Origin of the sequence: Phreatobacter aquaticus (assembly GCF_005160265.1) — a bacterium.
GTDB classification, from domain to species: domain Bacteria; phylum Pseudomonadota; class Alphaproteobacteria; order Rhizobiales; family Phreatobacteraceae; genus Phreatobacter; species Phreatobacter aquaticus.
The window spans coordinates 2,887,155-2,913,399 of the sequence record NZ_CP039865.1; the positions used below are offsets into that span (position 1 = coordinate 2,887,155).

The 26,245-nt window shown below is 66.7% G+C and carries 30 protein-coding genes; 8 read left to right on the forward strand and 22 right to left on the reverse strand.

Annotated features, from left to right (window positions below):
• Window positions 1-111 precede the first annotated feature (111 nt).
• Window positions 112-1,128, forward strand: coding sequence for an NADP-dependent oxidoreductase (locus E8L99_RS13565; protein WP_137100044.1), 1,017 nt, complete (start codon window positions 112-114; stop codon window positions 1,126-1,128).
• Window positions 1,129-1,141: 13 nt separating this feature from the next.
• Window positions 1,142-2,041 carry an HpcH/HpaI aldolase/citrate lyase family protein gene (locus tag E8L99_RS13570; RefSeq protein WP_137100045.1) on the forward strand — a complete coding sequence of 300 codons (900 nt, stop codon included), beginning with the start codon at window positions 1,142-1,144 and terminating at the stop codon, window positions 2,039-2,041.
• 9 nt (window positions 2,042-2,050) lie between these two features.
• Here the strand turns inward: E8L99_RS13570 and dps are convergent, their stop codons facing one another.
• From dps to E8L99_RS13605, 7 genes are all read right to left on the reverse strand, one after another.
• Window positions 2,051-2,614: a DNA starvation/stationary phase protection protein Dps gene (gene dps, locus E8L99_RS13575; protein WP_256371368.1), complete on the reverse strand. Its 564-nt coding sequence runs from the start codon at window positions 2,612-2,614 to the stop codon at window positions 2,051-2,053.
• A gap of 63 nt (window positions 2,615-2,677) precedes the next feature.
• Complete coding sequence (locus tag E8L99_RS13580; RefSeq protein WP_137100046.1) at window positions 2,678-3,673, reverse strand: Ldh family oxidoreductase; 996 nt, start codon at window positions 3,671-3,673, stop codon at window positions 2,678-2,680.
• The gene (locus tag E8L99_RS13585) at window positions 3,673-4,605 is read right to left on the reverse strand and encodes a hydroxyacid dehydrogenase (protein WP_137100047.1); all 933 of its coding nucleotides are present in this window, start codon (window positions 4,603-4,605) and stop codon (window positions 3,673-3,675) included. The genes E8L99_RS13580 and E8L99_RS13585 overlap by 1 nt, the downstream gene beginning before the upstream one ends.
• 2 nt (window positions 4,606-4,607) lie before the next feature.
• A complete protein-coding gene (locus E8L99_RS13590) occupies window positions 4,608-5,654 on the reverse strand; it encodes a YeiH family protein (RefSeq protein ID WP_252511108.1) in 1,047 nt (348 codons plus the stop codon).
• Window positions 5,651-6,166 carry a GNAT family N-acetyltransferase gene (locus E8L99_RS13595; RefSeq protein ID WP_168201673.1) on the reverse strand — a complete coding sequence of 172 codons (516 nt, stop codon included), beginning with the start codon at window positions 6,164-6,166 and terminating at the stop codon, window positions 5,651-5,653. Before E8L99_RS13595 ends, E8L99_RS13590 begins: the two co-directional genes overlap by 4 nt.
• Window positions 6,167-6,241: 75 nt before the next feature.
• Window positions 6,242-7,393 (reverse strand): UxaA family hydrolase, encoded by a 1,152-nt coding sequence (locus E8L99_RS13600; RefSeq protein ID WP_137102114.1) that lies wholly within the window; start codon window positions 7,391-7,393, stop codon window positions 6,242-6,244.
• Window positions 7,394-7,610: 217 nt separating this feature from the next.
• Window positions 7,611-7,898, reverse strand: coding sequence for a UxaA family hydrolase (locus E8L99_RS13605; RefSeq protein ID WP_137100049.1), 288 nt, complete (start codon window positions 7,896-7,898; stop codon window positions 7,611-7,613).
• Between the two features lie 110 nt (window positions 7,899-8,008).
• On the opposite strand from E8L99_RS13605, the gene E8L99_RS13610 reads away from it, so the two are divergent.
• The 4 genes from E8L99_RS13610 (at window position 8,009) to E8L99_RS13625 (ending at window position 12,189) form a co-directional block, all read left to right on the forward strand.
• Window positions 8,009-8,758, forward strand: a complete 750-nt coding sequence (locus tag E8L99_RS13610; RefSeq protein WP_137100050.1) for a GntR family transcriptional regulator — start codon at window positions 8,009-8,011, stop codon at window positions 8,756-8,758.
• 64 nt (window positions 8,759-8,822) lie between these two features.
• The gene (locus tag E8L99_RS13615) at window positions 8,823-9,812 is read left to right on the forward strand and encodes a tripartite tricarboxylate transporter substrate-binding protein (protein WP_137100051.1); all 990 of its coding nucleotides are present in this window, start codon (window positions 8,823-8,825) and stop codon (window positions 9,810-9,812) included.
• A 111-nt stretch (window positions 9,813-9,923) separates the two neighbouring features.
• Complete coding sequence (locus tag E8L99_RS13620) at window positions 9,924-10,898, forward strand: tripartite tricarboxylate transporter substrate-binding protein (RefSeq protein WP_137100052.1); 975 nt, start codon at window positions 9,924-9,926, stop codon at window positions 10,896-10,898.
• Window positions 10,899-10,998: 100 nt separating this feature from the next.
• The gene (locus tag E8L99_RS13625; protein ID WP_137100053.1) at window positions 10,999-12,189 is read left to right on the forward strand and encodes a multidrug effflux MFS transporter; all 1,191 of its coding nucleotides are present in this window, start codon (window positions 10,999-11,001) and stop codon (window positions 12,187-12,189) included.
• Window positions 12,190-12,192: 3 nt separating this feature from the next.
• Here E8L99_RS13625 and E8L99_RS13630 read toward each other — a convergent pair whose 3' ends face one another.
• The 7 genes from E8L99_RS13630 to E8L99_RS13660 form a co-directional block, all read right to left on the reverse strand.
• The gene (locus E8L99_RS13630; RefSeq protein WP_137100054.1) at window positions 12,193-12,804 is read right to left on the reverse strand and encodes a YitT family protein; all 612 of its coding nucleotides are present in this window, start codon (window positions 12,802-12,804) and stop codon (window positions 12,193-12,195) included.
• Window positions 12,805-12,868: 64 nt separating this feature from the next.
• Window positions 12,869-13,915 (reverse strand): DUF2272 domain-containing protein, encoded by a 1,047-nt coding sequence (locus E8L99_RS13635; protein WP_137100055.1) that lies wholly within the window; start codon window positions 13,913-13,915, stop codon window positions 12,869-12,871.
• A gap of 41 nt (window positions 13,916-13,956) precedes the next feature.
• Window positions 13,957-15,282, reverse strand: a complete 1,326-nt coding sequence (locus tag E8L99_RS13640; RefSeq protein ID WP_252511109.1) for a bifunctional folylpolyglutamate synthase/dihydrofolate synthase — start codon at window positions 15,280-15,282, stop codon at window positions 13,957-13,959.
• A gap of 91 nt (window positions 15,283-15,373) precedes the next feature.
• Window positions 15,374-16,270, reverse strand: coding sequence for an acetyl-CoA carboxylase, carboxyltransferase subunit beta (gene accD, locus E8L99_RS13645; RefSeq protein ID WP_137100057.1), 897 nt, complete (start codon window positions 16,268-16,270; stop codon window positions 15,374-15,376).
• A 91-nt stretch (window positions 16,271-16,361) separates the two neighbouring features.
• Window positions 16,362-17,198 carry a tryptophan synthase subunit alpha gene (gene trpA, locus E8L99_RS13650; RefSeq protein WP_137100058.1) on the reverse strand — a complete coding sequence of 279 codons (837 nt, stop codon included), beginning with the start codon at window positions 17,196-17,198 and terminating at the stop codon, window positions 16,362-16,364.
• Window positions 17,195-18,412 carry a tryptophan synthase subunit beta gene (gene trpB, locus E8L99_RS13655; RefSeq protein ID WP_137100059.1) on the reverse strand — a complete coding sequence of 406 codons (1,218 nt, stop codon included), beginning with the start codon at window positions 18,410-18,412 and terminating at the stop codon, window positions 17,195-17,197. The genes trpA and trpB overlap by 4 nt, the downstream gene beginning before the upstream one ends.
• Before the next feature lie 11 nt (window positions 18,413-18,423).
• Window positions 18,424-19,107, reverse strand: a complete 684-nt coding sequence (locus E8L99_RS13660) for a phosphoribosylanthranilate isomerase (protein WP_137100060.1) — start codon at window positions 19,105-19,107, stop codon at window positions 18,424-18,426.
• Between the two features lie 146 nt (window positions 19,108-19,253).
• On the opposite strand from E8L99_RS13660, the gene E8L99_RS13665 reads away from it, so the two are divergent.
• Window positions 19,254-20,255 carry an aldo/keto reductase gene (locus E8L99_RS13665; RefSeq protein WP_215907001.1) on the forward strand — a complete coding sequence of 334 codons (1,002 nt, stop codon included), beginning with the start codon at window positions 19,254-19,256 and terminating at the stop codon, window positions 20,253-20,255.
• 3 nt (window positions 20,256-20,258) lie between these two features.
• On the opposite strand, the gene E8L99_RS13670 is transcribed toward E8L99_RS13665, so the two are convergent.
• From E8L99_RS13670 to E8L99_RS13690, 5 genes are all read right to left on the reverse strand, one after another.
• Window positions 20,259-21,218, reverse strand: coding sequence for an ornithine cyclodeaminase family protein (locus tag E8L99_RS13670; RefSeq protein WP_137100061.1), 960 nt, complete (start codon window positions 21,216-21,218; stop codon window positions 20,259-20,261).
• 4 nt (window positions 21,219-21,222) lie between these two features.
• Window positions 21,223-21,597 carry a lipopolysaccharide assembly protein LapA domain-containing protein gene (locus E8L99_RS13675; protein ID WP_137100062.1) on the reverse strand — a complete coding sequence of 125 codons (375 nt, stop codon included), beginning with the start codon at window positions 21,595-21,597 and terminating at the stop codon, window positions 21,223-21,225.
• A 2-nt stretch (window positions 21,598-21,599) separates the two neighbouring features.
• Complete coding sequence (ihfB, locus tag E8L99_RS13680; protein ID WP_137100063.1) at window positions 21,600-21,881, reverse strand: integration host factor subunit beta; 282 nt, start codon at window positions 21,879-21,881, stop codon at window positions 21,600-21,602.
• Between the two features lie 49 nt (window positions 21,882-21,930).
• Window positions 21,931-22,902 carry a signal peptide peptidase SppA gene (gene sppA, locus E8L99_RS13685; RefSeq protein WP_137100064.1) on the reverse strand — a complete coding sequence of 324 codons (972 nt, stop codon included), beginning with the start codon at window positions 22,900-22,902 and terminating at the stop codon, window positions 21,931-21,933.
• 97 nt (window positions 22,903-22,999) lie between these two features.
• Window positions 23,000-23,890: an alpha/beta hydrolase gene (locus E8L99_RS13690; protein WP_137100065.1), complete on the reverse strand. Its 891-nt coding sequence runs from the start codon at window positions 23,888-23,890 to the stop codon at window positions 23,000-23,002.
• Between the two features lie 86 nt (window positions 23,891-23,976).
• Between E8L99_RS13690 and E8L99_RS13695 the strand changes: the two genes are divergently transcribed.
• Window positions 23,977-24,456, forward strand: coding sequence for a MarR family winged helix-turn-helix transcriptional regulator (locus E8L99_RS13695; RefSeq protein WP_137100066.1), 480 nt, complete (start codon window positions 23,977-23,979; stop codon window positions 24,454-24,456).
• A gap of 4 nt (window positions 24,457-24,460) precedes the next feature.
• Here E8L99_RS13695 and E8L99_RS13700 read toward each other — a convergent pair whose 3' ends face one another.
• The 3 genes from E8L99_RS13700 to E8L99_RS13710 form a co-directional block, all read right to left on the reverse strand.
• Window positions 24,461-24,790, reverse strand: coding sequence for a hypothetical protein (locus tag E8L99_RS13700; RefSeq protein ID WP_137100067.1), 330 nt, complete (start codon window positions 24,788-24,790; stop codon window positions 24,461-24,463).
• 114 nt (window positions 24,791-24,904) lie between these two features.
• On the reverse strand, window positions 24,905-25,615 hold the full coding sequence (gene pyrF, locus E8L99_RS13705) for an orotidine-5'-phosphate decarboxylase (protein WP_137102116.1): 711 nt from the start codon (window positions 25,613-25,615) through the stop codon (window positions 24,905-24,907).
• Between the two features lie 2 nt (window positions 25,616-25,617).
• Window positions 25,618-26,196, reverse strand: a complete 579-nt coding sequence (locus tag E8L99_RS13710; protein ID WP_137100068.1) for an NADPH-dependent FMN reductase — start codon at window positions 26,194-26,196, stop codon at window positions 25,618-25,620.
• Window positions 26,197-26,245 lie beyond the last annotated feature (49 nt).

The following is a 26,245-nucleotide window of genomic DNA, read 5'->3' on the forward strand; positions in this document are numbered from 1 at the left end:
GCGGATCGGGAGCAAGGTCGGGACTTCAGCCAATTGCGGTCGGCGGGCGGGATCGTTAGCTAGAAGTCCACAAGGCCGTGCCCAAGCACGGCTGCCGAGGGAGTACGCCCCATGCCCACCACGAACCGCCAGATCCTTCTCGCCTCGCGCCCTGTCGGCGAGCCGAAGCTGTCTGACTTCACCATCGCTGATGCCGCCATGCCGGTGCCATCAGACGGAGAGGTCCTGCTGAAGATGCGCTATCTTTCGCTCGACCCCTACATGCGCGGCCGCATGAGCGACGCCAAGTCCTATGCAGCGCCGGTTCCGATCGGTGGTGTGATGGAGGGCGGCACGGTGGCCGAGGTCGTCGCCTCCAACAGCGACCGGTTCCGTCCAGGCGATGTTGTTCTGTCCCATTCCGGCTGGCAGAGCCACGCCGTGGCCAAGGCCGAGACCCTGCGCAAGATCGATCCGTCGGCCGGGCCCATCTCGACCGCGGTGGGCGTCATGGGCATGCCCGGCATGACCGCCTACACGGGACTTCTCACGATCGGCCAGCCGAAGGCCGGCGAAACCGTTGTGGTTGCTGCAGCGACGGGACCGGTCGGTTCGGCTGTCGGCCAGATCGCCAAGATCAAGGGCGCCCGCGCGGTCGGCATCGCCGGCGGCGCCGACAAGTGCAAGGCGCTGATCGAGGAATTCGGCTTCGACGCGGCGGTGGATCATCGTTCGCCGACCTTCGCGGCCGATCTTGCCGCGGCCTGCCCGAAGGGCATCGACGTCTATTTCGAGAATGTCGGCGGCGCTGTGTTCGACGCGGTCTTCCCGCTCCTGAACTTCTTCGCGCGTATCCCGGTCTGCGGCCTCATCGCCCAGTACAACATGACCGAATTGCCGCCGGGCCCGGATCGCACCTCGCAGATCATGCGCGCCGTGCTCACCAAGCGCCTGAATTTCCGCGGCTTCATCGTCAGCGACTTTGCCGATCAGTCCAAGGCCTTCTTCACCGACATGTCGGCTTGGATCCGCGAGGGCAAGGTCAAGTATCGCGAGGATATCGTGGACGGCCTGGACAAGGCGCCAGAGGCCTTTATTGGTCTCCTGAAGGGCGCCAATTTCGGCAAGCTGGTCGTCAAGGTCGCCTGACGCGAGGTTGCCCATGCCCTGGCGTTCATCACGTCGGCCGGCGGATCTCCGCCGGTCCTGGCTGTTCGTCCATGGCGCCGAGCGGGCGCGGCTTGAGGCCGCCCCCTCGACCGGTGCCGACGTGCTGATCCAGGAACTGGAGGACTTCACGCCCCCCGCCCGCCGGCCGGAGGCACGCGCCCTTGCACGTGACATCCTGCCGATGTGGCGCTCACGCGGCGCGCTGGCCGCCGTCCGGATCAACCCGATGGAGGTCTGCGGCGCCGAGGACCTCGCCGCAATCATGGCCGGTGCGCCCGATATCGTCATGATGTCGATGGTCGCGACGCCCGAGCAGGTCGTGGCGCTGGATGCCGGCATTGCCCGGCTGGAGCGCGACTATGGCCTGCCGCTGGGCTCGACCGAGATCGTGCCCAATATCGAGACGGCGGAAGGACTGGTGCGCACAGGACTGATCGCCCAGGCGAGCAGCCGCGTGAGTGCGGCGCTTGTGGCGGCCGAGGACATGGTGGCCGATCTTGGTGCCGAGCGCGGGCCGGACTGCACCGAACTTGCCTATGTCCGCGAGCGGTTCCTGGTCGAATGTGTCGCGGCCGGCATCGTTGCCATCGACTGCCCCTACACATTCTCAGATATCGAAGCATCGAAGGCCGACCTGATCTGGGCGCGCCGCCGGGGCTACAAGGCGAAGAGCGTCGTCGATTTTGCCCAGGTTCCCGGGATCAATGCCGAACTGACGCCGGCTGAGGCCGATGTGGCCCATGCGCGCCGCATCGTCGCCGCCTTCGACCAGTCGCGCGCCGAAGGGCTCGAGCGCTGTGATGTCGATGGGCTGCTTGTCGAAGTTCCGACCGTCAAGGGCGCCCGCCGCCTGATCGCCCGCGCGGAGGCCTTCGCCAGCCTTCCGCGGTGATCTGTCCGGTCAGCCGAGATGGGCGCCGATGAACCAATGGTCCTTGTCGACGGCCCGGGCGATCGACGTGAAGATGTCGGCGGTGATCGCATCGCCCGCCTCGTCGGCGTCGTCCACCGCCTCACGGCAGTTCTTGGCGAAGGCGCCGAGGTGATCGCTGATCTGCCGGACATGTTCGTCCTGCGCGGTCGCATCTGTCGGATAGGGCGTGAGCGACGTCGCCTTGGCGACCGACTGCAGCGTGCCATGGGCGGTACCGCCAAGCTGCACGCAGCGCTCTGCGATCGTGTCGTAATGGTCCTCCACCCGGCCCGAGACCTCGTCCAGCAGCAGGTGGATGCCGATGAAGCTCGGCCCCTTGATGTTCCAATGCGCCTGCTTGACCGCAAGCTTGAGGTCGATCGCGTCGGCCAGCCGCTTGTTGAGCAGCGCGATCATCGCGGCGCGCGTGCTGGTCTTGAGATCGCTGACGAAGGCAGGCGAGGACGTCGGGGCCTTCACCGCCGGGCTCTTGACGGTGGGGTTCTTGGCGGCGCTCTTGGCCATGCGCTTCGCCGACGGGGTCTTGCTCATCAGGGTTCTCCGGGTTCGCTGCCGTAACGCGCGGTGAGCCGGATGGTTCCCTTTCAGACTACCTCAGGGCAGCGGGCCGTAGCGATCGACCAGATCCTGCGGCACATTGAGGCCGTCCTTGGCCACCTTGGTGCGCAAGGCGAGCCGCCGCTGGCCGGGCAGCCGCGCGCCGGCCTGCGCCTCGATGGCACCGGCCAGTGCCGTCATCCGCGCGCCGAAATGGCCATGGCCGAAGCCAGCCGGATCGATTGCCAGAATGGTCTGGCCCGTGCCGGGGGGCGGGCCCTTCTCGTCGAGGAAGGACGAGGCCTCGATGGAGAGATGCGCACCGGTAAGGGCCGCGGCCAGCACCTCCACCATCAGAGCCAGCGTCGTGCCCTTCGCGCCGCCAAGCGGCGCCATCGTGCCCTTCAGCGCCTTGGCGGCATCGGTGGTCGGATTGCCGTCGCTGTCGAGCGCCCAGCCCTCAGGGATCGCCTCGCCCTTCTGGTTGGCGGCAACGATATTGCCACGCGCCACCGTCGAGAGCGCCAGATCGACGACCACGGCCGGACGGCCGGGCAGGGGACAGGCGAAGGCGATGGGGTTGGTGCCGTAGACGGCCTTGGTCCCGCCAGCCGGCGCGATGGCCTCAGGCGTGTTGGCAAAGAACAGCGCGATCAGGCCCTGGTCGGCCAGCCGCTCGACATGGTGGCCGAGCGCACCGGCATGGTTCGAGCGAGTGATGGCCGCCGCCGCAATGCCGGTCTCGCGGACGATCGCCGGCAGTTCGGCCAGCGCCAGATCGACCGCCGGATAGGCGAACCCATCCATGGCATCGATCATCAGGGTGGCCGCCCGCACGCGGGTGGCGGTGGGAACAGCCTTGCCGTCGATCTTGCCCGAGGTCAGCATGCCCAGATAGGTCGGGATGCGCGACAGGCCGTGACCCTTCAAGCCGTCGGCCTCGGCGCCGACCAAGGCGGTGGCGACCGAGCGCGCAACCTGTTCGCTCGCGCCATGGCGCGTGAAGATCGAGGCGACGAAGGTGCGGGCCGTATCGAGCGGCAGGATGGGCATCAGCGGCGCTCCCCGAGGACACGGCGGACATTGGCTGCGGTGACGGAGGACACCCGCACATTGCTTTCACCCGTCACGCCGGCAATGTGCGGCGTGAGGATCAGGTTCGGACAGCCGGCGAGCGGTGATCCAGCCTTCAGCGGCTCCTGGTCGAACACGTCGAGCGCCGCGCCCGCGATCCGGCCAGCTTTCAGCGCCTCGGCCAGCGCCGCCTCGTCCACCACGCCGCCGCGCGCGGCATTGACCAGCACGGCACCGGGCTTCATGGCGGCCAGGCGCGGCCCGTCGATCAGATTGCGCGTCTCGGCCGTCAACGGCACATGCAGGCTGATCGCATCGGCCTGCGCGATCAATGTCTCGAGGCTGACGGGCTTTGCGCCATACATGCCCCAGGCCGGGTCTTCGGCCGCCACGAACGGATCGGCCGCGATGATCGACATGCCGAAGGCGCGGGCGCGGGATGCGGTCTCGCGGGCAATCGCGCCGAAGCCGATCAGGCCGAGGGTCCGGCCCTGGATCTCTCCACCCATCAGGCGTTCGCGCGGCCATAGGCCCGCCGCCACGTCTGGCGTCGCGAAATACGAGCCGCGCACCAGCATCAGGATCGTGGTCACCGCCCATTCGGCGACTGCGACATCATTGGCGCCTGTCGCCGGCAGCACCGCGATGCCGCGCGCCTTGCAGGCTTCAAGATCGATATTGTCGAGGCCGACCCCCAGCCGGCCGATGGCTTCGAGCTTCGGGCCGGCGTCCAGCAACGCGCTCCGCACCTGCGTACGGTTGCGCACGATCAGAGCGCGGGCTTGCCCGGCCAGGGCCGCCAGTTCCTCGGGGCGATCGACCAGACCCTTGTCGTAGAGAACGGAAAAATCACCGCGCAAACTGTCGACGGCGGCCTCGTCCATGAACTCGCTAATGACGATGTCGGCCATGATTATCCCTGAATGACGAGAAGGCCTGCCGTGATGGCGGCGAGCAGAACCACCGTCGTGCCCAGCATGACCGCCACGTGGCGCCAGCCGATGGCAAGAATGGTGGCGAGCGAGGTGCCAAGCCCGAGCGCCGCGATGGCGATCAGCAGGCCGGCATTGGAGAGCAGCGTCAGCCAGCCCTTGATCACCGCATAGATCGGCGCGATGGCCGGGATGCCGGGCAGGACGGAATTGACCACCACCAGCGCCACGAAGACCAGCGCGAAGACCGGCACCGGCACCTTGGCCTCGCCCGTCTCGGCGCCCTGCCGCATGAACCACCAGGCAATGGCCAGCACCACGGGCAAGAGCAGGAACACGCGGAACAGCTTCACGACGACGGCGACATTGCCGACCGGATCGGAGATCGCGTAGCCGGCGCCCACCACCTGCGCCATGTCGTGGATGGTGGCGCCGAGGAAGATGCCAGTATGGGTCTGGTCGAAGCCGATCAGGATGGCGAGCGGCGGATAGGCGAGCATGACGATGGTGGAGAGCGCATTGGCCGCCACAACCGTGAAGGCCGTATCGGCTTCGCGGTTCTTGTAGGCCGGCAGCACGGTGGTCGTGGCGAGCGCTGCGGAGGCGCCACAAACGGCCGTGGCAGCACCTGCCAGGGCACCGTAGCCGTCGCTGAGGCCGAGGCGCTTCGCCAGCCAGAAGCCGGTGACGATGGTCAGCGCCATCGACACCACCATCAGCACCAGCGTGCCGATACCGAGGCCGAAAATGTCGCCGAGCGCGATGCGCAGACCCAGCAGGCCGATCGCCCAGCGCAGCAGCTTCTTCACGGCGAAGGTCATGCCGGGGGTGAAGCGCGGCTGGGCGGCGATGCGGTGCAGCGCCATGCCGATGATCAATGCAATCACGGTTCCAGGCAGTGAATAGCGTCCGCCCGTGGCACTGCGCACCACCGGTTCCAGCAGAACGGCGGCAACGGCCACCGCCGCCGACAGCGCGAAGCCTGGCAGGAGAGGGCGCATGAACGAGGTGGCCTGGCTGCCCGTCATGACGGCTCCGGAGAATGCTGGGAATAGATGGCGACACGCCGGTCGGCCTTCTGGCGCAGTTCGACCAGATGAAAGCCGAGACCGGTCAGGATCTTGCGGGAGACCGCATTGGTCTCGCGGGTGACGGCCCTGATGGTGCCAAGGCCGCGCGCGGCGGCAAAGTCGAGGACGGCCACCACAGCTTCCTTGGTGAAGCCCTGGCCGCGATGCTCGGGCATCACCGCATAGCGCAGCGCCGCGCCATGGCCGTCATCATGTTCCCAGAGACCGGCAAGGCCGACGAAGCGATGGTCGTCACGCCGGCGCACCATGAAGACGCCATAGCCGAGCCGGTTCCAGCCATCGCAATAGTCCTGCAGCAGGGCACGCGACTGGTCGGGCGTCAGCACGCCATGCTTGAGCTTGCCACCAACCTCGGGATCGGCGGCAAGCCGGGCGAGGTCTTCGAAATCGGCCGCCGTGATGGCCGACAGGACCAGCCGCGCCGTGACGAGCGGGGCAGGCAGGGTCATGAGAGGTAAGGGCGACGGCATGTCGTCATGGCTTCCGGGGGTCCAGAGACTGTCTGCCGCCGCTCTATAACCCTATCACGCCGAGCGATAGAGCTTGGTCATCGAGAATTCGCGATGGCCGAGCGCTTCCGAGGCGGTGAGGCGGCCGTTGGCGGTGCGCACGATGTTCTCGATCAGCGCATCGCCGGCCTGCGGGATGGTCATGGTGCGCTTCAGGACGCCCGAGACATCCACGTCGATGTGCTCCGGCATGGTCCGCATGGTCTTCGGATTGCCAGTGATCTTGATGACGGGGACGATCGGATTGCCGATGACATTGCCCTGGCCGGTCGGGAATGTGTGGATGACATAGCCGCCCGCCGCCATCAGCGTCACGCATTCGGCAGCAGCCGATGACGTGTCCATGTAATAGAGACCGGGCCCCTTGGCCGGCGCCTCGGCCGGCTGCAGGATGTCGATATATTTGCACTCGCGGCCGATCTTCTCGAGATTGCCGAGCGCCTTCTCCTCGATGGTGGTGAGGCCGCCGGCAATATTGCCCTTGGTCGGCTGCGAGTCCGAGAGATCGTCGGTCTTGTGCGCCTCGATCACGTCGTCCTGATAGGCCTTCCACATCTTGTACCAGCGCTCGCCGACTTCCGGTGTCGCCGCACGCGCCTTGCACAGATGCTCGGCGCCGGTGATCTCGGAGGTCTCGCCGAACACGCCGTAGATGCCGCGCGGGATCAGCTTGTCATACATGTTGCCGACCGTCGGGCAGGAGGAGAGGCCCGTCGTCGTGTCGCTCTCGCCGCACTTGGTCGAGATCCAGAGCTCCTCGATGGCGCACTTCTCGCGCGGCAGCTCGGTCGCCCACTGGATGAACTCCTTGGCGACATAGCTCGCCTTGGCGATGGTGGCGATGTCGCCATGGCCCTCGATGCCGAAGCCCACCACCGGCTTGCCGGTCTTGGCGATGCCGTCGACCACGATCTTGGTCCACTGGTCCTCGATGCCGATGACAACCACTGCTGCGACATTCGGATTGGAGCCCGTGCCGATCAGGGTGCGGAAATGGATGTCGAGGTCCTCGCCGAACTGCAGGCGGCCGTAGGCGTGCGGGATCGCCAGCGTGCCCTTGACGTTATTGGCGACTGCCTCGCAGGCAGCATTGGACAGATCGTCGAGCGGCAGCAGCAGCACGTGGTTGCGCACGCCGACGCGGCCGTTCTCGCGCCGCCAGCCCATGACGCTGTCGAGCGAGCGGCCCGTCGGGCGCTTCACGATGGGCGCCTTGAAGGCCTCGGCCTCGATGCGGCGGCCCTTGACCGATTTCAGCTTGCGCTGGACGAGCGAGAAGTTGGCGACCATCAGAGACATGGCGTTTCCCTTGGGAATGCGGCTTCAGCCGGCAGAGTTTTGGACATGGGCGGTTCAGGCGAGAGCGGCGCGGGGCCGCCTGCCGTCACCAGCGCTTGGTCTTGATGTTGTGGACGTGGGCGTGCTGGCCCTTCTTGATGTCCGCCTTGGCGATGCCGATGTCCTGGCCATATTTCCAGACCGTATCGCCCTTCTTGATGTCCTTCAGCGCCACCTTGTGGCCGATCGGGATGTCTTGGCTCGCCGTGATCCGGAAGTCGGAATTGTCGTGGGTGATCACCGCCAGCATGTCGGTGCCGGCCTTCAGGCCTTCGACCACGACCACGCCGACCGTGTCCTTCTTCTCGTGAACCAGGAGATGGGGTGCGCCCATGGCCGCCTCGCTTCGCTGTTGACCCGGATCTCCGGGCTCTTGGATTTATAGTCTTGTATAAGACATAAGACGCGATAGAGTGTCAACGGGATCGGACGTCGAGGTGGCCCATGGCGGTGGATCGTGACGGAGGAGAGGGCGGCGTCGAAGCCGTCGGCTTCCGGCCGCTCTATCGGCAGGTGAAGGACCGTCTCGTGCGCCGCATCGCCGAGGGCCGCTGGCTGGCCGGCCAGATGATCCCGAGCGAGATGCAGATCGCGCAGGAGCTCGCCGTCAGCCAGGGCACGGTCCGCAAGGCGCTCGACGAGATGACGGCGGAGAACCTGCTGGTGCGCCGGCAGGGTCGTGGCACCTATGTCGCATCCCATGACGACGACCGCGTGCTGTTCCAGTTCTTCAAGCTGACGCGGGACGACAGCCCGCGCGCATTCCCCGACAGCGAAGTCCTCTCGGTCGTGAAGGTCCGGGCCGATGCCGAGGCGCGCGCCCGCCTGATGCTCGCGCCGAATGCCTCGGTCGTGGTGATCCGCCGCCTGCGCTCGCTCGGTGGCGAGCGCGCGATTTCCGAGGAGATCATTGTCCCGTCAAGCCGCTTCCCCGGCCTTGAGGGCGAGGATCCCGTGCCGAACAATCTCTACGGCCTCTATGCCGAGCGCTACGGCGTGACGGTGGCGCGGGCGACCGAAAGTCTCAAGGCGATCGGGTGCCCAGCCGCGGATGGCCTTCACCTCGGCCTTGCCGAGGGCACGCCGGTTTTGCGCATCGACCGGGTCGCCGCCGATCTCGACGGCCATCCGGTAGAATGGCGTGTCTCGCTCTGCCGCTCTGACAACTACCATTATCTCTCGGATTTAAGGTGAGTTCCGGATCGACGGGCCGGGCCTCCAAAAAACAACATTCCGTCAGTGTTTTCAGGAGGAAACCATGCTTCGTCGCCAGTTCGGCCGCGCGCTCTGCGCCGCCGCCATATCGCTGATCACCCTTGCTTCTCCCGCCCTCTCGCAGTCCTTCCCCGACCGGCCGATCACCCTGATCGTGCCCTTCGCCGCGGGCGGCCCCTCCGACGTGCTCGGACGCCTGCTCGCCCAGTCCATGTCGCAGACGCTCGGCCAGACCGTCGTCATCGAGAATGTCGGCGGGGCCGGCGGAACGACGGGTGCGGCACGCCTCGCCCGCGCGCCGGCAGATGGCCATACGCTGCTGATCCACCATCTCGCGCTGGCGGCCGGCGCGACGCTCTACAACAACCTCTCCTACGACACGCTGAAGGATTTCGCGCCGATCGGCCTCGTCAACCAGGGCCCCTTCGTCGTGGTGTCGAAGAACGGCTTGCCGGCCACCTCGATTGCCGAGTTCCTCGCCTATGCGAAAGCGCAGGGGCGCGGCGTGACCTTCGGCCATGCCGGTGTCGGATCGGGCGCCCATCTCTGCCTCATGCTGCTGCAATCGGCGCTCGGCGCGAAGTTCAATGAGATCCCCTATCGCGGCACCGGCCCCGCCATGAACGATCTGGTTGCCGGTCAGATCGACGCCATGTGCGACCAGACCACCAATTCGATCCCGCAGATCCAGGGCGGGCGGGTGCGCGCCTATGCGGTCACCTCCACAGCACGCGTGGCCCAATTGCCGGACCTGCCGACCTTGCAGCAGGCAGGCCTCGCCGGCTTCGAGGTGACAGTCTGGCATGCGCTCTATGCGCCGCGGGGTACGGCGGAGCCTGTCGTTCAGAAGCTCAACCAGGCGCTGGAAGTGGCGCTCAAGGATCCGCAGATCCTCGCCCGCTTCGCCGATCTCGGCACTGTCGCCTTTGCGGAGGGCCAGCGCGGGCCGGCGGCCGCGCGGGCGCAATTGGAGGCGGAAGTCGCCAAATGGGCCCGCGTCATCCGCGAGGCCGGCATCACCGTATCGAACTGACCGCTGCCGCCTCCGCCCCGCCAAAGGGCGGAGGCATCGCCCCCTTGCCAGCCCGCCCGCGCTTGACCTTTGTTGTCACGCCCGCAGGCGGGCAGGGCATGGGAGGCCGTGATGAACAGGTGGGTTGCCGCAGCGGTCCTGGCGCTTGGTCTCTGGCCGGCAAGCGCCCCGGCCCAGACCTATCCCGACAAGCCCATCACCTTGATGGTGCCCTTCGCGGCGGGCGGCTCGACCGATGTCTTCGCCCGCCTCGTCGGGCAGTCCATGTCGCAGGCGCTCGGCCAGCAGATCGTCGTGGAGAACGCGGCCGGTGCCGGCGGTACCGTGGCGGCGGCCCGCGTCGCCCGCGCTCCCGCCGACGGCTATACGCTGCTCATCCATCATCTCGCGCTCGCCACGGGGGCGACGCTCTATCCCAACCTCTCCTACGACACGCTGACTGCCTTCGAGCCCATCGGTCTCGTCAATTCCGGGCCCTATGTGCTGGTCGCCCGCACCAGCCTCGCGCCGCGCAACGCGGCCGAATTGCTGGCCCATATCCGCGAGAACCGCGAGAAGGTGACCATGGGCCATTCCGGCGTCGGCGCCGGCTCGCATCTCTGCATCATGCTGCTGCAGGCCATGCTCGGCGTGAAGGTCAACGAGATCCCCTATCGCGGCTCTGGCCCGGCCATGAACGATCTGGTCGGCGGCCAGATCGACATGATGTGCGACCAGACGACCAACTCGATCCCGCAGATCCGCGGCGGCCGCATCCGCGCCCATGCCGTGACGATCCCTCAGCGAGTCAGCCAGCTGCCGGAGGTCCCGACGCTCCAGGAGGCGGGCCTTGCCGGCTTCGACGTCACCGTCTGGCATGGTCTCTACGCGCCGAAGGGCACGCCTCAGCCCATCATCGAGAGGCTCTCTGCGGCTCTCGAAGCGGCCCTCAACGATCCGACCATCCTTGCGCGTTTCGAGGAACTCGGCGCCATGGCCTATCCGGCCGGAGAACGTGGACCCGCCGCGACCCGTGCGCAGCTGGAGCGCGAGGTCGCCAAATGGCGGCAGGTCATTCGCGCAGCGGGCGTATCGGTCGCCAACTAGGCGGAGGGCAATCCTTCGCCATCGGGTTGCATCCACAACTCTCCTGACGTTGACCGGGCAGGAAAGACAGGCGACATGTGGGGCCTGTCCGCGAGCATCCATGCCCGATCCCAGACTGTCTCCCCGCATCCTGCTGCCGTTGCTGGTCCTTTTGGCCGCAATAGGCCCCATGGTTCTCAATCTGCCCTTGCCGGCGGTGCCGGGCCTTGCGCGCTACTTCGAGACCGATCCCGGCACGATCCAGTTGATCATCACGCTCTATCTCGCGGGAATGGCGATATCGCAGCTGTTCCTGGGCCCCCTGTCCGATCGCTTCGGCCGCCGGCCCGTGATGCTCGCTTGCCTTGCCGCGACCGCCCTCACGTCGGTCTTCGCGGCACTGGCCGCCAGCGCCACCTGGCTGATCGTCGCGCGCGTGCTCCAGTCGGTCGGAGCCTCCGCGGGGCAGGTCATTGGGCGTGCGATCATCCGCGACGTCTTCGATCGTGATCGTGCGGCCTCGATGATCGGCTGGGTCACAATGGCCATGGTGGTCGCTCCCATGCTCTCGCCCTCGATCGGCGGATTGCTCAACGAGACCGTCGGCTGGCGGTGGATCTTCGTCGTCATCGCGGTGATTGCGGCGGCGACCCTGGCGGTTTCGATCTTCGCCCTGCCGGAGACACGGGCGGTCGCCTCCTCGCCGAGCATGGCCCAGCTGATGCGCGATGCGAGCTTCCTGATGCGCGACCGCGTATTCCTCGCCTATCTCGGCATCGGCGCCCTGTCCTCGGTCACCTTCTTCGCCTTTGTCGGCGGTGCCCCGCATGTTGTCGTGACCGTGATGGGCGAAAGCTCCAGCACCTATGGCTTGTGGTTCATCGTCAATGCCGGCGGCTACATGATCGGCAATGCCCTGTCGGGCCGCTTCGCCGCGCGCGTCGGCTCCTATCGGATGATCTATCTCGGCACCATGCTGATGGTCTTCGCGACCATCGTGCAGGGCACATTCGCGCTGTCGGGCTGGATGACCCATCCGGCGATGATGTTCATTCCCCAGGCCCTGATTGCCTTCTCCAACGGCCTCCAATTGCCGAGCGCCATTGCCGGCGGCGTCAGCGTGCGCCCCGAGGCCGCAGGGTCCGCCTCCGGCATCATCGGCTTCGTGCAGATGGGTGTTGGCGCCATCGCGGCGCAGATTTCCGGCACGCTGGTCGGCATCTGGCTGAGCCCAGTGCCCATGGTGGCGATCATCCTGTTCGGTGGCCTTGGCGCCTGGGCCGCGCTGACGCTGTTGCGCGAGACCGACTGAGCCTCAGCTCACGCCGAGGTAGCGGCCGGGCCGGTGATTGATGCCGACGATCAGGTTGAGCACCACCACGCCGACGAGGGAATAGCCGACCTTGTCGGGGCTCAGCACGGCGAAGGCCGCCAGCATGATTGCGAGGTCGATGCCGAGTTGCACATAGCCGGCGCGCAGGCCGTACCGCTCCTGCAGGTAGAAGGCGAGAATGTTGATGCCGCCGAGACCGGCCCGATGGCGGAACAGCATCAGCATGCCGATGCCGCAGAGCGTGCCACCGATCACGGCCGCATAGAGCGGCTGGATCGTCGCAATCTCTACCCATTGTGGCGTGACGCGGGACAGGACGGAGACGAGCACCACCGCCACGAAGGTGCGGATGGCGAAGCCCCATCCGACGCGCAGCACCGCCAGCACGTAGAACGGCAGATTGAGTGCGAAGAAGACCAGCCCGAAGGGCAGGCCGGTGCCGTAGCTCATCAGCAGGGACAGGCCGACCGTGCTGCCGGTGAGCAATGTCGCCTTGGCGAAAAACGCAATGCCGAGCGAGACGACGAGGGTGCCCATGGCAAGGGCGAGGATGTCCTCATAGGCCCTGTGCCTGACGACGGCAGATTCGCTCATGGTGGGCCGATCCGGCTGCGGTTCGGGCGAGGATCGCCGTTTGCTGCACCGCACGCAAGTCGGGTCAGGGATCGACACTCTGCAGCAGCACGAACCAGGGCATGGCTTCGGGCCGGCAGAGCGGGCCGGGCGCCGTGTTGTCCGGGCAGGCGGGCCGCGTGCGGGCTGATGCGAGAGCGCCGCGCCGGTCGGTCGGAAGATCACGCCTTGCCACCGACTGCAGCACATTGCCGCCGATCAGCGTGACGGTGCGCCGGCGATCGTCGCGGGCGACCACGATGTCGCAATGGAGGTTCCACACGGGACGCTCGCCGCGCGCCAGCGCCGGGACCAGGGCCGCATAGAGGCCGGCGTCACCGGTGAGTGCCGCGATCTCCCCCATGTTGTGGCGATGCAGGCAGAGGAGGTCGCCCGGCCTGAGCGCCGTGCGGCGCGGGTCGCAGGCGCGGTAGAAGCTGGTGGCCTGGCGTCCCGCGATTTCGTCGGATGAGCGCCGCGCCGCTTCCGTCACATAGTCGAGATGGGCCATCGCCGCCGCGAAGCGCGACCGGGCGATACCGGCGCTGATCGCAACGTGGGAAACGAAGGCCGCCGACCACGGGATATCTCCGATGGCCGCACGGATCGCCGCCTGGATCGCCGCCTCACGCTCGGGCGCCGGCAGGCTCGAACGCGTTAGCCGGTCGATCAGGTCGGGCAGGGGCCTGAGATCGCTCGCACCCATGGCGGCGCCATCTTCGGCAAGGCCTGGAAACCGCCTGACCTGCAACGGCGAGCCGTCGATGGAGCCCAGGCTCTCCCAATAGCGCAGCACCTGCCGCCACGGCACGCCGCGGCCGCCGGCCTCATCGCGAAAGGCATCGGATTCGACAGCCCCGAACCGCAGCATGCGGCCGTCGCGGTCGATCACATGGCCGCCGAAGGCTGCGTGCTCGCGGGCGGCGCCGGTCGCGATATCGAGGGTGAGCGGCGAGGGCGGTAGTGCAGCGCTTGTCCGGCACAGGCGGTCGATGGCGCTGCGGTCGGGCGCGGTGAAGGGCTGGGCAAGCGCGGGACTGGCGACGAGGCTCGCCGCCAGAACCAGCATCGACGAAGGGTGAACGCGCCTCATGGGACGATCAGGACATGGCCCCTGCCGGGAGGCAAGCCCGGTCAGTCCGGCTGCCAGCCATCGAAGGCCAAGACCTCACCGGCAAGATAGAGGGTGCCTGTGATCAGCACGCGCGGCCTGGCCTCCCCATACTTGGCCGCGACTTCACTCAAGGCGCTGGCAAGGCTCTTCGTAGGGCGTGCGACCAGACCGATCGAGCCTGCCGCTTCGCTCAGCGCCTCGGCCGTCAGCGCCACCGGATAAGTGAAAGGCACCGTCAGGATATCGGGAGAGAGGTCTCTGAAGTGCTCCAGGAAGCCTCTGGGATCCTTGGTCGAGAGCATGCCGCAGAGCATCACCAGCGGACGCGGTGAGCGGGCGTTCATGCCCCGGATCGCCTCGGCCAGCACCTCGCCGCCGCCGGGATTGTGGCCGCCGTCGAGCCAGATCTCGCTGTCGGCGGGCAGGGCCGCGGCAATCTTGCCGCCGGCCAGGCGCTGCAGGCGGGCAGGCCAGCGCACATTGGCCAGCCCACGCACGACGTCGGCTTCGCTGACCTTGAACCCGGCCGTCTTGACAGCAGCAAGCGCCGTTCCGGCATTCTCGAACTGGTGCCGGCCGATGAGCTTCGGCGGCGGCGCATCGATCAGCCCATCATCGTCCTGATAGACGAAGCGGCCGTTCTCCTCGCGGGCGAACCAGTCGAGGCCGGAAACCGACAGCCGCGAGCGTGTCCTCTCGGCCATGGCCTCGATCACGGCCATCGCCTCGGGCGTCTGGCGCGACACGACGCAGGGGCGGCCGCGCTTCAGGATGCCGGCCTTTTCCGCGGCAATCTTCGGGATCGTGTCGCCGAGATAGTCGGCATGATCCATCGAGACCGAGGTGATCACGCTGACGGCGGGGCGGTCGATGACATTGGTTGCATCCAGCCGGCCACCCATGCCGACCTCAAGGATCAGCGCATCGGCGGGGTGGCGCGAGAACAGCACGAAACCGGCCAGAGTCGTGATCTCGAACTGGGTGATGGGATCGCCGGCGTTCAACCGCTCCATCTCCAGGAGCACGTCGGCGAGCGTCTCGTCGTCCACCAGCCGTCCACCCCCCTCGGCACCGAGGCGATAGCGCTCGTGAAAGCGCACCAGATGGGGCGATGTGTAGACATGCACCTTCTTGCCGGAGGCCTCCAGGAACGCGCGGGCAAAGGCTGACGTCGACCCCTTGCCATTGGTTCCGGCGACATGGATCACCGGCGGCAATGCCTTCTCCGGGTGGCCGAGGGAGGCCAGCGCTCGCTCCATACGGGCGAGCGACATGTCGATCTTCTTCGGGTGCAGCCGGGTCAGCCGCTCCAGGATCTCGTCGATGGCGGTGGTCGCGACGGGCATGGTCTCGGTCGGTGCTGGATCGGCTGCTGGCCGCCGCATGGCGCGCCGGACAGGGCGCGAGCCTCGCGGCAGAAACGTGCTCGTGTCGCGGTCAGGCGGCCTTTGCCGGCTGCGGATCGACGGGTGCCGCGTCGTTCTTCGGGCCGGCCTTGGTCAGCACGCGGCAAAGGCGCCCAAGCGTTGCCCGGAGATCGTGGCGATGGACGACCATGTCGACCATGCCGTGATCCTTCAGATATTCGGCGCGCTGGAACCCTTCGGGCAGCTTCTCGCGGATCGTCTGCTCGATGACGCGCGGGCCGGCAAAGCCGATCAACGCGCCGGGCTCGGCAATGTGGACATCGCCGAGCATGGCATAGCTGGCGGTGACGCCACCGGTCGTCGGATTGGTCAGCACGACGATATAGGGGAGCTTCGCATCACGCAGCGCCTGTACGGCCACCGTCGTGCGCGGCATCTGCATCAGCGACAGGATGCCTTCCTGCATGCGCGCGCCGCCGGAGGCGGTGAACATGACGAAGGGCGTGTTCTTTTCCACCGCCGTCATCATGCCCCGGACGATAGCCTCGCCCGCGGCGGTGCCGAGCGAACCGGCCATGAAATCCATGTCCTGCACCGCGATGGTGACGGCATTGCCCTCGAGCTTGCCATAGCCGACCTTGATCGCGTCCATCATGCCGGTCTTGGCACGGGCGTCCCTAAGGCGGTCGACATAGCGCTTCTCGTCGCGGAACTTCAGCGGATCGGCCGGCACTTCGGGCAATTGCACATCGAACCAGGTGCCATTGTCGAACAGCGACTTCAGCCGGGCGGTCGAGCCCATGCGCATGTGCACGTCGGAGCCCGGGATGACGAAGAGATTGCTCTCCAGGTCCTTGTGGAACACCATCTGCCCGGTTTCCGGGCATTTGACCCACAGGTTCTCAGGCGTGTCGCGCTTGAGGAACGAGCGGATTTTCGGACGGACGACGTCGGTGATCCAGTTCATCGGAGAATCCTGACGGGAGCGGCCGGGCAGGCCTTCAGCCGCTCATATAGGCGAAGAATGGTGGCGGCGCGATGGCCTTGCGCGTTTGCGCTTACTCGGCAGCCTTGCGGGCGCCGCGGACGCCAGCCGAAATCGAGCTCACCAGATCGGTCACCGCACTGACCGTGCCGGCCGTCGCCTTGCCGGAGGCATCCAGCGAGCCCTTGACCTGATCGACCAGCGCCGAGCCGACGACCACCGCATCCGCACCGCGGGCGACCGCGCTCGCATGATCGGCATTCTTCACGCCGAAGCCGACGGCGACGGGCAGGCTCGTGTGCTTCTTGATGCGGGCAACCGCGCTGGCCGTCTGGCCGAAATCGGGCGTCGCCATGCCGGTAATGCCGGTGATCGACACGTAATAGACGAAGCCCGACGTGTTCTGCAGCACCTTGGGCAGGCGCTTGTCATCGGTGGTCGGGGTTGCCAGCCGGATGAAGTTGAGCCCGGCCTTGAGGGCGGGCAGGCAGAGTTCCTCGTCCTCTTCGGGCGGCAGGTCGACAACGATCAGCCCATCGACGCCGGCGGCCTTGGCATCGACCAGGAACTTCTCCACGCCGTAGATATAGATCGGGTTGTAATAGCCCATCAGCACGATCGGCGTCGTCGGGTCGGAGGCGCGGAACCAGGCGATATCCTCCAGCGTCTTGCGGAGCGTCTGGCCGGCACCAAGCGCCCTGAGGCCGGCTGCCTGGATCGACGGGCCATCCGCCATCGGATCGGTGAACGGCATGCCGAATTCGATCACGTCGGCGCCAGCACCCGGAAGGGCCTGCAGGATGGCACGCGCGGTCTCACGGTCTGGATCGCCGGCCATCACATAGGTCACGAGGCCGGCGCGGCCTGCGCGGGCGAGATCGGCGAAGCGGGTGTCGAGGCGGGTGGTCAAAGCTTGGTCCCCAGGATTTCGGCGACCTGCGGGACGTCCTTGTCGCCGCGGCCGGAGAGGTTCATGACCATGATGTGGTCCTTCGGCTTGGTCGGCGCGAGGTCCTTCACCTTGGCCAGCGCATGGGCGCATTCGAGTGCCGGAATGATGCCCTCGACCTTGGAGAGAAGCTGGAAGGCTTCCAGAGCCTCATCGTCGGTTGCGGAGAGGTACGTCACGCGGCCCACGTCGCTCAGCCAGGAATGCTCGGGGCCGATGCCAGGATAGTCGAGGCCGGCCGAGATCGAGTGGCCTTCCTGGATCTGCCCGTCGTCATCCATCAGCAGATAGGTGCGGTTGCCGTGGAGAACGCCAGCGCGCCCGCCGGCAATCGAGGCAGCATGGAGATGGGTCAGGCCATGACCGGCCGCTTCCACGCCATAGATCTCGACGGAAGGGTCGTCGAGGAAGGGATGGAACAGGCCGATGGCGTTCGAGCCACCGCCGACGCAGGCGATCAGGCTGTCGGGCAGGCGGCCCTCGGCCTCCTGCATCTGCTCGCGGGTCTCGCGGCCGATGATCGACTGGAAGTCGCGCACCATGCCAGGATAGGGATGGGGACCGGCAACCGTGCCGATGCAGTAGAAGGTCGAGCCGACATTGGTCACCCAGTCGCGCAGCGCCTCGTTCATCGCGTCCTTCAGCGTCTTGGCGCCGGACTGGACGGGAACGACGGTCGCGCCCAGCATCTTCATGCGGAACACGTTGGAGGCCTGCCGGGCAACGTCCACCGCGCCCATATAGACGATGCATTCCAGGCCGAAGCGCGCGCAGAGCGTGGCGGTTGCAACGCCATGCTGGCCGGCGCCGGTCTCGGCGATGATCCGCTTCTTGCCCATGCGGCGGGCGAGCAGGATCTGGCCCAGAACGTTGTTCACCTTGTGCGAGCCGGTATGGTTCAGCTCTTCGCGCTTCAGATAGATCTTCGCGCCGCCGAGGTGCTCGGTCAGCCGCTCAGCGAAATAGAGCGGGCTCGGCCGGCCGACATAATGGGTGAGATAGCCGGCCATCTCCGCGGCATAGGCGGGATCGGCCTTGGCGTCGGCGTAAGCCTTCTCCAGGTCGAGGATCAGCGGCATCAGCGTTTCGGCGACGAAGCGGCCGCCATAGATGCCGAAGCGGCCGCGCTCGTCGGGACCGGAGCGGAAGGAATTGGGCTTGGCGGGGGCATTCATCAGCGTGTTCCTCAGCCTGCAGCCGCGAAAGCGGCTCCGTAGCCAACCTCGGCCTCCGCCCGGCGGGCGGCGGCGACGAAGGCCTTGATCTTGTCGGCGTCCTTGATGCCGGGCGCACTTTCTACCCCGGACGAGACGTCGACGCCGGCCAGCCGAGTGCGGCGAATGGCGTCGGCGACATTGTCGGGGTCGAGGCCTCCGGAAAGCATGACCGGCCGCCCAGGGTCAAGGCCGGCAACCAGGTCCCAGTCGAAGGCGAGCCCGTTCCCGCCGGGATGGGCTGCGTCCTTCGGGGGCTTGGCATCGACCAGCAGCATGTCGGAAACCGCGGCATAGGCGGGAATGTCGGCGAGATCGGACCGCGCCGATACCCCCACAGCCTTCATGACGCGCACCTTGAACCGCTGACGGATGTCGGCGACCCGTTCGGGCGTTTCCCGGCCGTGCAGCTGGATCAGGTCAGGTTTGAGGTCGCGCATGACGAGTTGCAGGAAATCATCGTCCGGATCGACGGTCAGCGCGACGACCGCTGCTCGCCCGCAGGTGCGGCCCGACAGGGTGCAGGCTGTCGCCAGCGACACGTTGCGCGGGCTCTTTGCGAAGAAGACAAGCCCAACCATGTCGGCGCCCGCATTGAGCGCCGTCTCCATGATGGCCATCGTCTTGATGCCGCAGATTTTCACCAGCAGGGGCATGGCGGGAGCTTTTAGAGCGAGAACGGACAAAGCGATAGGGTCGGCTGCTTTTGATCGTCACCTGTCATGTGGGCATGCTAGGGCAAACCCCTAGGCTTCATGTCATTGCGGCTGTTACGCTCGCTGCCGCCATAAGGATCGCGCATATGTCCAAGAATGAGATTTCCATCGAGCGGCGTGAGCTTGGAACCGGTGGCCTCGTGGTCTCGGCCATCGGCCTTGGCTGCATGCCGCTCTCCGGCGTCTATGGCGCCGCCGACGACAAGGCCTCCGAAGACCTGATCCGCCATGCGATCGACCGCGGCATCGATCATCTGGATTCCGCCGACATGTATGGCTGGGGACACAATGAGGAAGTGGTCGGCCGTGCCATCAAGGGGCGCCGCGACCGCGTGGTCCTGGCGACCAAGTTCGGTCAGGTGAAGGGCGAGAATGGCGGTCCGAATGGCGTCAATTCCAGGCCCGAATATGTGATCGCGGCCTGCGAGGCGAGCCTGAAGCGTCTCGGCGAGGAGGTGATCGACCTCTATACCCAGCATCGCGTCGACCCGAACGTGCCGATCGAAGACACGGTCGGCGCCATGGCCAAGCTCGTCGAGCAGGGCAAGGTCCGCTATCTCGGATTGTCGGAGGCAAGCGCCGAGACGATCCGCCGCGCCCACGCGACCCATCCGATCGCTGCGGTCCAGACCGAGTTCTCGCTGCTCTACCGCGAAGAAGGTGATGCCACCCGTATCGTCACCAAGGAACTGGGCATCGGCTTCGTCGGCTATTCGCCGCTCGGCCGTGGCTTTCTCACCGGCACGATCACCGAGCTTTCCCAGATCGACAACCGGCGCGCGCTCCACCCGCGCTTCCAGGGCGAGAACTTCGCCCATAACCGCGAACTGCTCGGCCGCTTCGAGGACATGGCACGCGCCAAGGGCTGCACGCCGTCGCAGCTGGCGCTGGCCTGGGTCCTGGCCCAGGGCAAGGATGTTGTGGCGATCCCCGGCACACGGTCCATCGAGCGCTGGGACGAGAACATGGGCGCGCTTGATCTGGCATTGACGGGCGCCGATCTCGCTTCGCTCGACGAGGCGATCCCGGCCGGCGCTGCCGCCGGCGACCGCTATCCGGCGGTGCAGATGAAGGCCGTCCAGCTCTGACCGTCAGACCGGCAGCGACCGCCAGACCAGCATGGCGGCCGCAAGGTCCTCGAGCGCGGTTCCCACCGACTTGAACAGCGTGATCTCGTCATCCGATGCGCGGCCCCGGTGGGTGCCGCGCGCGAGATCGAAGAGGTCAGCCTTCACATCGCTCTCTTGGATCAGGCCGCGCCGGATGGGATCGACGATATCGCCGGCCTCGTGCAGGCCGCCGGCACGGGTGTCGACGAACAGGCTCGCCCGCAACACCGCCGCATCGTCGGTCTCGCGCATAGCCGGGGTATAGCCGCCGACCAGATCGAGATGGGCGCCGGGCTTCAGCCAGTCACCCGAGACCAGCGGATTGGTCGAAATCGTCGCGCAGGAGACGATATCGGCCTCCTCGACCGCCGATTGCAGATCGCTCGCGACCGTGATCGTGATACCGGGCAAGGTGCCCTTCAGGCCTTCAGCGAGTTGAGAGGCCTTCTCGCGCGACCGGTTCCACAACGTGACATGACGGATCGGCCGCGCCGCGGCGTGAGCCCGGATGAGGTGAGGGGCAAGCGCGCCCGCGCCCACCATCACCATGCGCGAGGCGTCCTTGGCCGCGAGATAGCGCGCCGCGAGCGCGCTGGCCGCAGCGGTCCGCCAGACAGTGAGCGCGGTGCCATCCATCACGGCGAGCGGCGCGCCGGTCGCGCCATTGCACAGGATATAGCTGCCATAGATGGCGGGCAGGCCCCGGGTGCCATTCTCGGGAAACACCGAGACGATCTTGGTGCCGACGAAGGCATCTTCGCCGACACCGGTCCAGGCCGGCATCAGCAGCAACATCGCGTCCCGTGCGCCGGGCCCCTGGGGGATCGGGTGATGGTGGCGCAGCGGCACCGTGACCTCGGCCCGGAAGGCTTCGGCCAGGGCATCGGTCATGGCGGAATGGGTCAGAGCGCCGGCGATCTCGGCGGCGGATACGATGCGCATGACGTCAGGCGGCCGGTCGCGTGAAGAAGGCGAGGGGGCCGCCGGACTGGGGTTCCGGGGCCGTGCCGCCGATCCGTGCGAGCTCGGAGCGCAGCCGCTGGGTTTCCTCGTTGGCGATCGCGAGCTCGTGCTCGGCCTTGCGGGCGCGGCGGCGATGCTGACCCTGCCGGAACCAGACGGCAACGCCGCCCAGCACGACGCCGAGGATCAGGCAGACGAACACCAGGGCAAAGAGCGGCAACACGACCGATGCGGCGGCATTGTCCCGGTTGAACGGGTCAAATGACACGGAGACCGGCGCTCGGTTGGCAACCGCCATCACAACCGCGATCAGGGCGACGGGGGCGAGGATCAGCCAATTGAGGATGCGCCGGAGCATGATCAGACCCTGTTCAGACGTTCGCGCATTTCCTTGCCGGTCTTGAAGAAGGGCACGACCTTGTCGTCCACCGCCACATGCGCACCGGTGCGCGGGTTGCGGCCGACGCGGGCATTGCGCTCCTTGACCGAGAAGGCGCCGAAGCCGCGCAGTTCCACCCGGTCGCCACGGGCCAGCGCCGAGACGATCTCGTCGAGGATCGCGTTGACGATGTTCTCGACATCGCGCTGGTAGAGCTGCGGGTTCTGTTCTGCGATCTTCTGGACGAGTTCGGACTTGATCATCTTCTTCGCGCTGGCAACCAGCGCCCCAGGTTGAATTTTCCGAAATGGATCAGGGGGTTGGAGGCTGCCAGACCGCCAGGAGGCCGTCAAGCGCCGACCGCTCGATCGTGGCCACGATGCTGGATGCGCGCAGCCGCTCGGCCACACTGCTCAAGCCAACGGCGTCCGCAACCGCAACACCCGCCTGGGCGACGAAGGGCAGGCCGCCGGTGGCGCGGGGGCGGTACAGCCTGACGGCCGTGTTGCGTGCGATGCCCTTGGTCGCCAGCCAGTCGCGCGCTTCGCTCTCCCCGCCGATCACGTCGACCAGCTTGAGGGTGCGGGCGCGCGATCCGGAGAACACCCGGCCGTCGGCGACGACGCGCAATTCGTCATCGGTCATGCCGCGGCGATCCTTCACCAGGCGCTGGAACCATTGATAGCTGTCAGTCACGACCTCGCGAAGCGCGGCCGTCGCCTCGGGGCTGGTCGGCTCGAAGCCGCTCGGCTGGGCCTTGAGCGGGGTTGAGCGGATGGCCTCAACCTTGACACCCCAGGTCTCCAGGAGGCGAGCAACATTGGGAAATTGCACGATGACGCCGATCGAACCGGTCATCGAGGTCTCGCGCGTCACGATATGATCGGCTGCAATGGCAGCAATATAGCCACCGGATGCGGCCATGCCGTCCACAACCGCGACGGTGGGCTTGGTTGCGGCCACCCTGCGGATCGCCAGAAACAGCGCCTCGGAACCGGCAACCGTGCCGCCGGGCGAGTCGATGTTCACCACGAGACCGCGCACCGCATCGTTCTGTCCGATACGCTCGATCATCCGGATCAGGTCGGCATTCTGCGTGATGAGGCCCTTGACCTCGATCCGGGCGATATGCGGGGCGACCCCGAAGGCACCCGTTGCACGGCCCGCTGCATAGCCGGCAACGCCCAGGCCAATGACGCCGAAGACGACGGCCACCACGCGCCAGAATGTCACTTTGCGCCGTAGGAGACGGCGGTCCAGCACGGCGTCGGTGTCGAGCGGCATGATCTGGCTCCGCGGGTTTTCAACCGCCCGGCGTCGCCGCCGGGCTCGCCGTTGAGGTAGACCCGCAGGCGCCCCGGCGCAAGGCTGAGGTGCTGGGTCAGCGTTCCATCATGAAGGATGTGATCCGTCCCGTGACTTCGGGGGCATAGAGAATCCGTCGGTGACCGAGGCCGTCAACGGGATAAAGGACGCCATTCCCGCCTGCATCGGCCAGCTTTTCGCCATCGGCGAACGGGATTTCCCGATCGTCGCGGGAATGGACGACGAGAAACGGAAGGCCGCTTCCGGCCAGGATACGCCCGACCCGAAGGCTGTCGAGGCTGCGTCCGCCACGGCTCGTGAGCTGGTCTTCGAACGAGGTCTGGGCCCGTGGGCCGAGGCCTGCCAGTTCGCCGAAGCGGCGGGTAACGTCCTCGATCGCGTTGGGCACCGAGACGAGTGCGATCCGGGACGCTGGAACCGGGCCGGCGAGCGGCGCGGTACCCTCGATGGCGACTGCCGTGACAGCGCCGCCAAAGGAATAGGCGACGATCCCATGCAGGGGGCCAAGTTCGGCGGCGAGGGCGTGAAGCGCTCGGGCGCTATCGAACGGGTCCGTCACACGGCCGGACGAGTCGCCATGCGCGGGCAGATCGAACGCGAGGACACGAAATCCAGCCTGCACCAGGTCAGCCGCAAAGCTGCGCATGAAATAGGCCTGATTGGCCCAGCCATGGACCAGCGCAACCGTTTCGCCTCGGTCCTGCGCCGGATCCGGCATGAACCGATAGGCCTGGACGTGGCCTGCGCCGAAAGGGATGCGGTGGGATTCAGCTGCGGCGAAGGCCTGACGTCCCTCTTCGACTACCGCCTGCTTGCGGGCGTTCGGTCCCATCGGGTCGAACGGCGTGCGGAACAGCCGGAGCGCCACGCGCCCCGTCGTTTGCGGAGCGAGAACGCTGCCGACCTGCATCCCGGTCCGGAGCGCCTTGAACGCAAGGCCTTTCATGATGCTTCTCCGTCCGGTATCATTTGTTCAACACTGAACAATCTAGTTCAAGGTTGAACGAAGTGCAACGGGAAACGGACCAAAGGGTGCCGGAACAGAAGCGCGAGAGCCGGAACTATGCGCGTCCCTGGGACGTGCCGGGCTTTAGCTCATGGCTGAGTGTGGTGAAGGTCCACCACGCCTGCGAGGCGGCCATGTCGCAGGCGATGGAGCCGCTCGGCCTGTCGCTGTCGCATTACGACATTCTGGCCAATCTCGAGCGTTCGCCCGATCTGCCGCAGCGTGATCTGGTGGCCAAGCTTCTGGTCGGGAAGAGCGCTGTCAGCATGACCTTGCCGGAACTCGAGCGGCGCGGATTGATCACCCGTGCCCGTGATCCCGTCGACGGCAGGATCAGGCGCCTGTCGCTGACGGATGCCGGACGGGACCTGACCACAAAGGCGCTCGCGGTTCACGCGGACATCGTCGCCATCATGATGGAAGCGGGCGGACCGAGCGACGCCGATGCGGTGGCAGCGGCCATGGGGCGGATCCAGGTCGCGCTCCAGGCCGTCCGCAAGGACTGATCCGCTAGCGCCGGCTCTTGCGCTTCGTATCCGGACGCAGCAGGGCGCGCTGGCGCATGAAGGCGAACGCGCTGGCAACGGCGAGGGCTCCGCCGCAGACAATGCCAACCGGAAAGACCGCGGACATGGCCAGGATATAGGCGAAGGGCTGGGTTTCGTAATCGAAGTCCCAGGCCGTTTCCTCGCGACCGAAGGCAACCACACCGTCCATCCAGGCGGAGCGCAGCTGGATGAACATGTAGAGCGCGATGAACAGGCCCGCGGCAACGCCAACGACGGCAATAGCCGCCGCTACGGAGGGATGCAGCCGACGGGTTTGCTGTGGATCGATCATCACGCTCTCTAGCTGCGAACCGGACGCCATTTGAACCCGTCCGCGGGCTCAAGACAAGTTACAAGACTGTAACGAGTGGTAGCCTGATCTGTTCCCGTGATCCGGGGCGTGGGATCATCCAAGCGTTGTGGCGATCTCGGCGAGAATGGCATCGGCCGCAGCGGCCGGGTCGCGCGCGCCGGTGATCGGCCGTCCGACGACAAGGCGGTCCGCCCCGCCGGCGATGGCAGCGGAAGGGGTGACGATTCGCTTCTGATCGCCAATCTCGGCTCCCTTGGGCCTGATGCCCGGTGTCACCAACTCGATCCGATCGGGGATTCCGGCCGCACGCAGCATGCCGGTCTCCTGGGCCGAGCAGACGATGCCATCGATTCCGATCGCAACGGCCTGCCTGGCCTTATTCTGCACGAGCGTTGTGACATTGCCCTGATAGCCGGCCTCGGCACAGTCGACATCGTTCCACGAGGTCAGGATGGTCACGGCGAGGATCTTCAGGCCTGAGCCTTCACGGCCAGCGACGGCCGCCTTCATCGTCTGCGGATAGGCATGGACGGTGAGATAATGCGCGCCGGTGCGCACGATCGATTCGACGCCCTCGCGCACCGTGTTGTCGATGTCGTGAAGCTTGAGGTCGAAGAAGATCGTCTTGCCCGAGGCCGCAAGTTCGCGCCCGAAGGCGATGCCGTCCGAATAGCCCAGCCGGTAGCCGATCTTGTAATGTGTCGCGCTATCGCCGAGCAGCGCCACGAGGCGCTCGGCCTCGGACAGGCTCGACAGGTCAAGCGCCACGAACAGCTTTTGGCGGGGGTCCAGGTTGGATGTCAGCGTCACGCGAAGGCCGTCCTTGCTTTCTCGATGAGGGACTTGCAGCAGGCCGACAAGGCGCCCCGGACCCGGTCGTCCTTGATTGTGCCTGCCTCGTCGAACGCCTGGTGGGCCGCTGACACGGCGACAGTCTCCGGGATCACCAGCGCGCCGCAGCCGAGCTCCAGCACCTGTCGCGTCGCCATCTGCGAGCGCATGCCGCCAAAGCCGCCGGGCGAGGCGGACCCCAGCGCAAAGACCCGGTTGTGATAGGCCGCGAGCGGCCCTTCACCCGGTTCGCGCACCCGGCTCACCCAGTCGATTGTGTTCTTGAGCAGCGGCGTGACCCCGGCATTATATTCCGGGCCGGCAATGAAAATGCCCTGGTGGGCGCAGAACTGGCGCTTGAGCTTGAGCGCCGCCTCCGGTTGCCCTGACGCCGTCTCGAGATCGCCGTCATAGAGCGGCATCGCATAGTCAGCCAGGGAGATGAGCGTCACCGAGGCGTCGAGGCGCGCCAATTCTGCGGCGGCCGCGGCCGCGAGCTTCGTGTTGAACGAGCCCGTGCGGATCGAACCGGAGAAGACAAGGATACGGATCATGACGCACCGGCTTGGGGGAGAGACCGGGGCTTTCTAGCCGCCGCCCGCC

What these genes read in the sequence shown, in the direction of transcription:
- E8L99_RS13605 (WP_137100049.1), bottom strand. Translation starts at nt 7,898, where the DNA reads ATGGGCGCACCCCATCTCCTGGTTCACGAGAAGAAGGACACGGTCGGC.
- E8L99_RS13700 (WP_137100067.1), bottom strand. Translation starts at nt 24,790, where the DNA reads ATGATCGATCCACAGCAAACCCGTCGGCTGCATCCCTCCGTAGCGGCG.
- E8L99_RS13630 (WP_137100054.1), bottom strand. Translation starts at nt 12,804, where the DNA reads ATGAGCGAATCTGCCGTCGTCAGGCACAGGGCCTATGAGGACATCCTC.
- sppA (WP_137100064.1), bottom strand. Translation starts at nt 22,902, where the DNA reads ATGCCGCTCGACACCGACGCCGTGCTGGACCGCCGTCTCCTACGGCGC.
- E8L99_RS13670 (WP_137100061.1), bottom strand. Translation starts at nt 21,218, where the DNA reads ATGCGCATCGTATCCGCCGCCGAGATCGCCGGCGCTCTGACCCATTCC.
- E8L99_RS13635 (WP_137100055.1), bottom strand. Translation starts at nt 13,915, where the DNA reads ATGAGGCGCGTTCACCCTTCGTCGATGCTGGTTCTGGCGGCGAGCCTC.
- E8L99_RS13570 (WP_137100045.1), top strand. Translation starts at nt 1,142, where the DNA reads ATGCCCTGGCGTTCATCACGTCGGCCGGCGGATCTCCGCCGGTCCTGG.
- E8L99_RS13600 (WP_137102114.1), bottom strand. Translation starts at nt 7,393, where the DNA reads ATGGGCTGGCGGCGCGAGAACGGCCGCGTCGGCGTGCGCAACCACGTG.
- E8L99_RS13565 (WP_137100044.1), top strand. Translation starts at nt 112, where the DNA reads ATGCCCACCACGAACCGCCAGATCCTTCTCGCCTCGCGCCCTGTCGGC.
- E8L99_RS13625 (WP_137100053.1), top strand. Translation starts at nt 10,999, where the DNA reads ATGCCCGATCCCAGACTGTCTCCCCGCATCCTGCTGCCGTTGCTGGTC.
- ihfB (WP_137100063.1), bottom strand. Translation starts at nt 21,881, where the DNA reads ATGATCAAGTCCGAACTCGTCCAGAAGATCGCAGAACAGAACCCGCAG.
- accD (WP_137100057.1), bottom strand. Translation starts at nt 16,270, where the DNA reads ATGAACTGGATCACCGACGTCGTCCGTCCGAAAATCCGCTCGTTCCTC.
- E8L99_RS13615 (WP_137100051.1), top strand. Translation starts at nt 8,823, where the DNA reads ATGCTTCGTCGCCAGTTCGGCCGCGCGCTCTGCGCCGCCGCCATATCG.
- E8L99_RS13590 (WP_252511108.1), bottom strand. Translation starts at nt 5,654, where the DNA reads ATGACGGGCAGCCAGGCCACCTCGTTCATGCGCCCTCTCCTGCCAGGC.
- trpB (WP_137100059.1), bottom strand. Translation starts at nt 18,412, where the DNA reads ATGAATGCCCCCGCCAAGCCCAATTCCTTCCGCTCCGGTCCCGACGAG.
- E8L99_RS13710 (WP_137100068.1), bottom strand. Translation starts at nt 26,196, where the DNA reads ATGATCCGTATCCTTGTCTTCTCCGGTTCGATCCGCACGGGCTCGTTC.
- E8L99_RS13675 (WP_137100062.1), bottom strand. Translation starts at nt 21,597, where the DNA reads ATGCTCCGGCGCATCCTCAATTGGCTGATCCTCGCCCCCGTCGCCCTG.
- E8L99_RS13580 (WP_137100046.1), bottom strand. Translation starts at nt 3,673, where the DNA reads ATGCCCATCCTGCCGCTCGATACGGCCCGCACCTTCGTCGCCTCGATC.
- E8L99_RS13665 (WP_215907001.1), top strand. Translation starts at nt 19,254, where the DNA reads ATGTCCAAGAATGAGATTTCCATCGAGCGGCGTGAGCTTGGAACCGGT.
- E8L99_RS13610 (WP_137100050.1), top strand. Translation starts at nt 8,009, where the DNA reads ATGGCGGTGGATCGTGACGGAGGAGAGGGCGGCGTCGAAGCCGTCGGC.
- E8L99_RS13620 (WP_137100052.1), top strand. Translation starts at nt 9,924, where the DNA reads ATGAACAGGTGGGTTGCCGCAGCGGTCCTGGCGCTTGGTCTCTGGCCG.
- E8L99_RS13595 (WP_168201673.1), bottom strand. Translation starts at nt 6,166, where the DNA reads ATGACCCTGCCTGCCCCGCTCGTCACGGCGCGGCTGGTCCTGTCGGCC.
- E8L99_RS13660 (WP_137100060.1), bottom strand. Translation starts at nt 19,107, where the DNA reads ATGCCCCTGCTGGTGAAAATCTGCGGCATCAAGACGATGGCCATCATG.
- dps (WP_256371368.1), bottom strand. Translation starts at nt 2,614, where the DNA reads ATGAGCAAGACCCCGTCGGCGAAGCGCATGGCCAAGAGCGCCGCCAAG.
- E8L99_RS13640 (WP_252511109.1), bottom strand. Translation starts at nt 15,282, where the DNA reads ATGCCCGTCGCGACCACCGCCATCGACGAGATCCTGGAGCGGCTGACC.
- E8L99_RS13585 (WP_137100047.1), bottom strand. Translation starts at nt 4,605, where the DNA reads ATGGCCGACATCGTCATTAGCGAGTTCATGGACGAGGCCGCCGTCGAC.
- E8L99_RS13690 (WP_137100065.1), bottom strand. Translation starts at nt 23,890, where the DNA reads ATGAAAGGCCTTGCGTTCAAGGCGCTCCGGACCGGGATGCAGGTCGGC.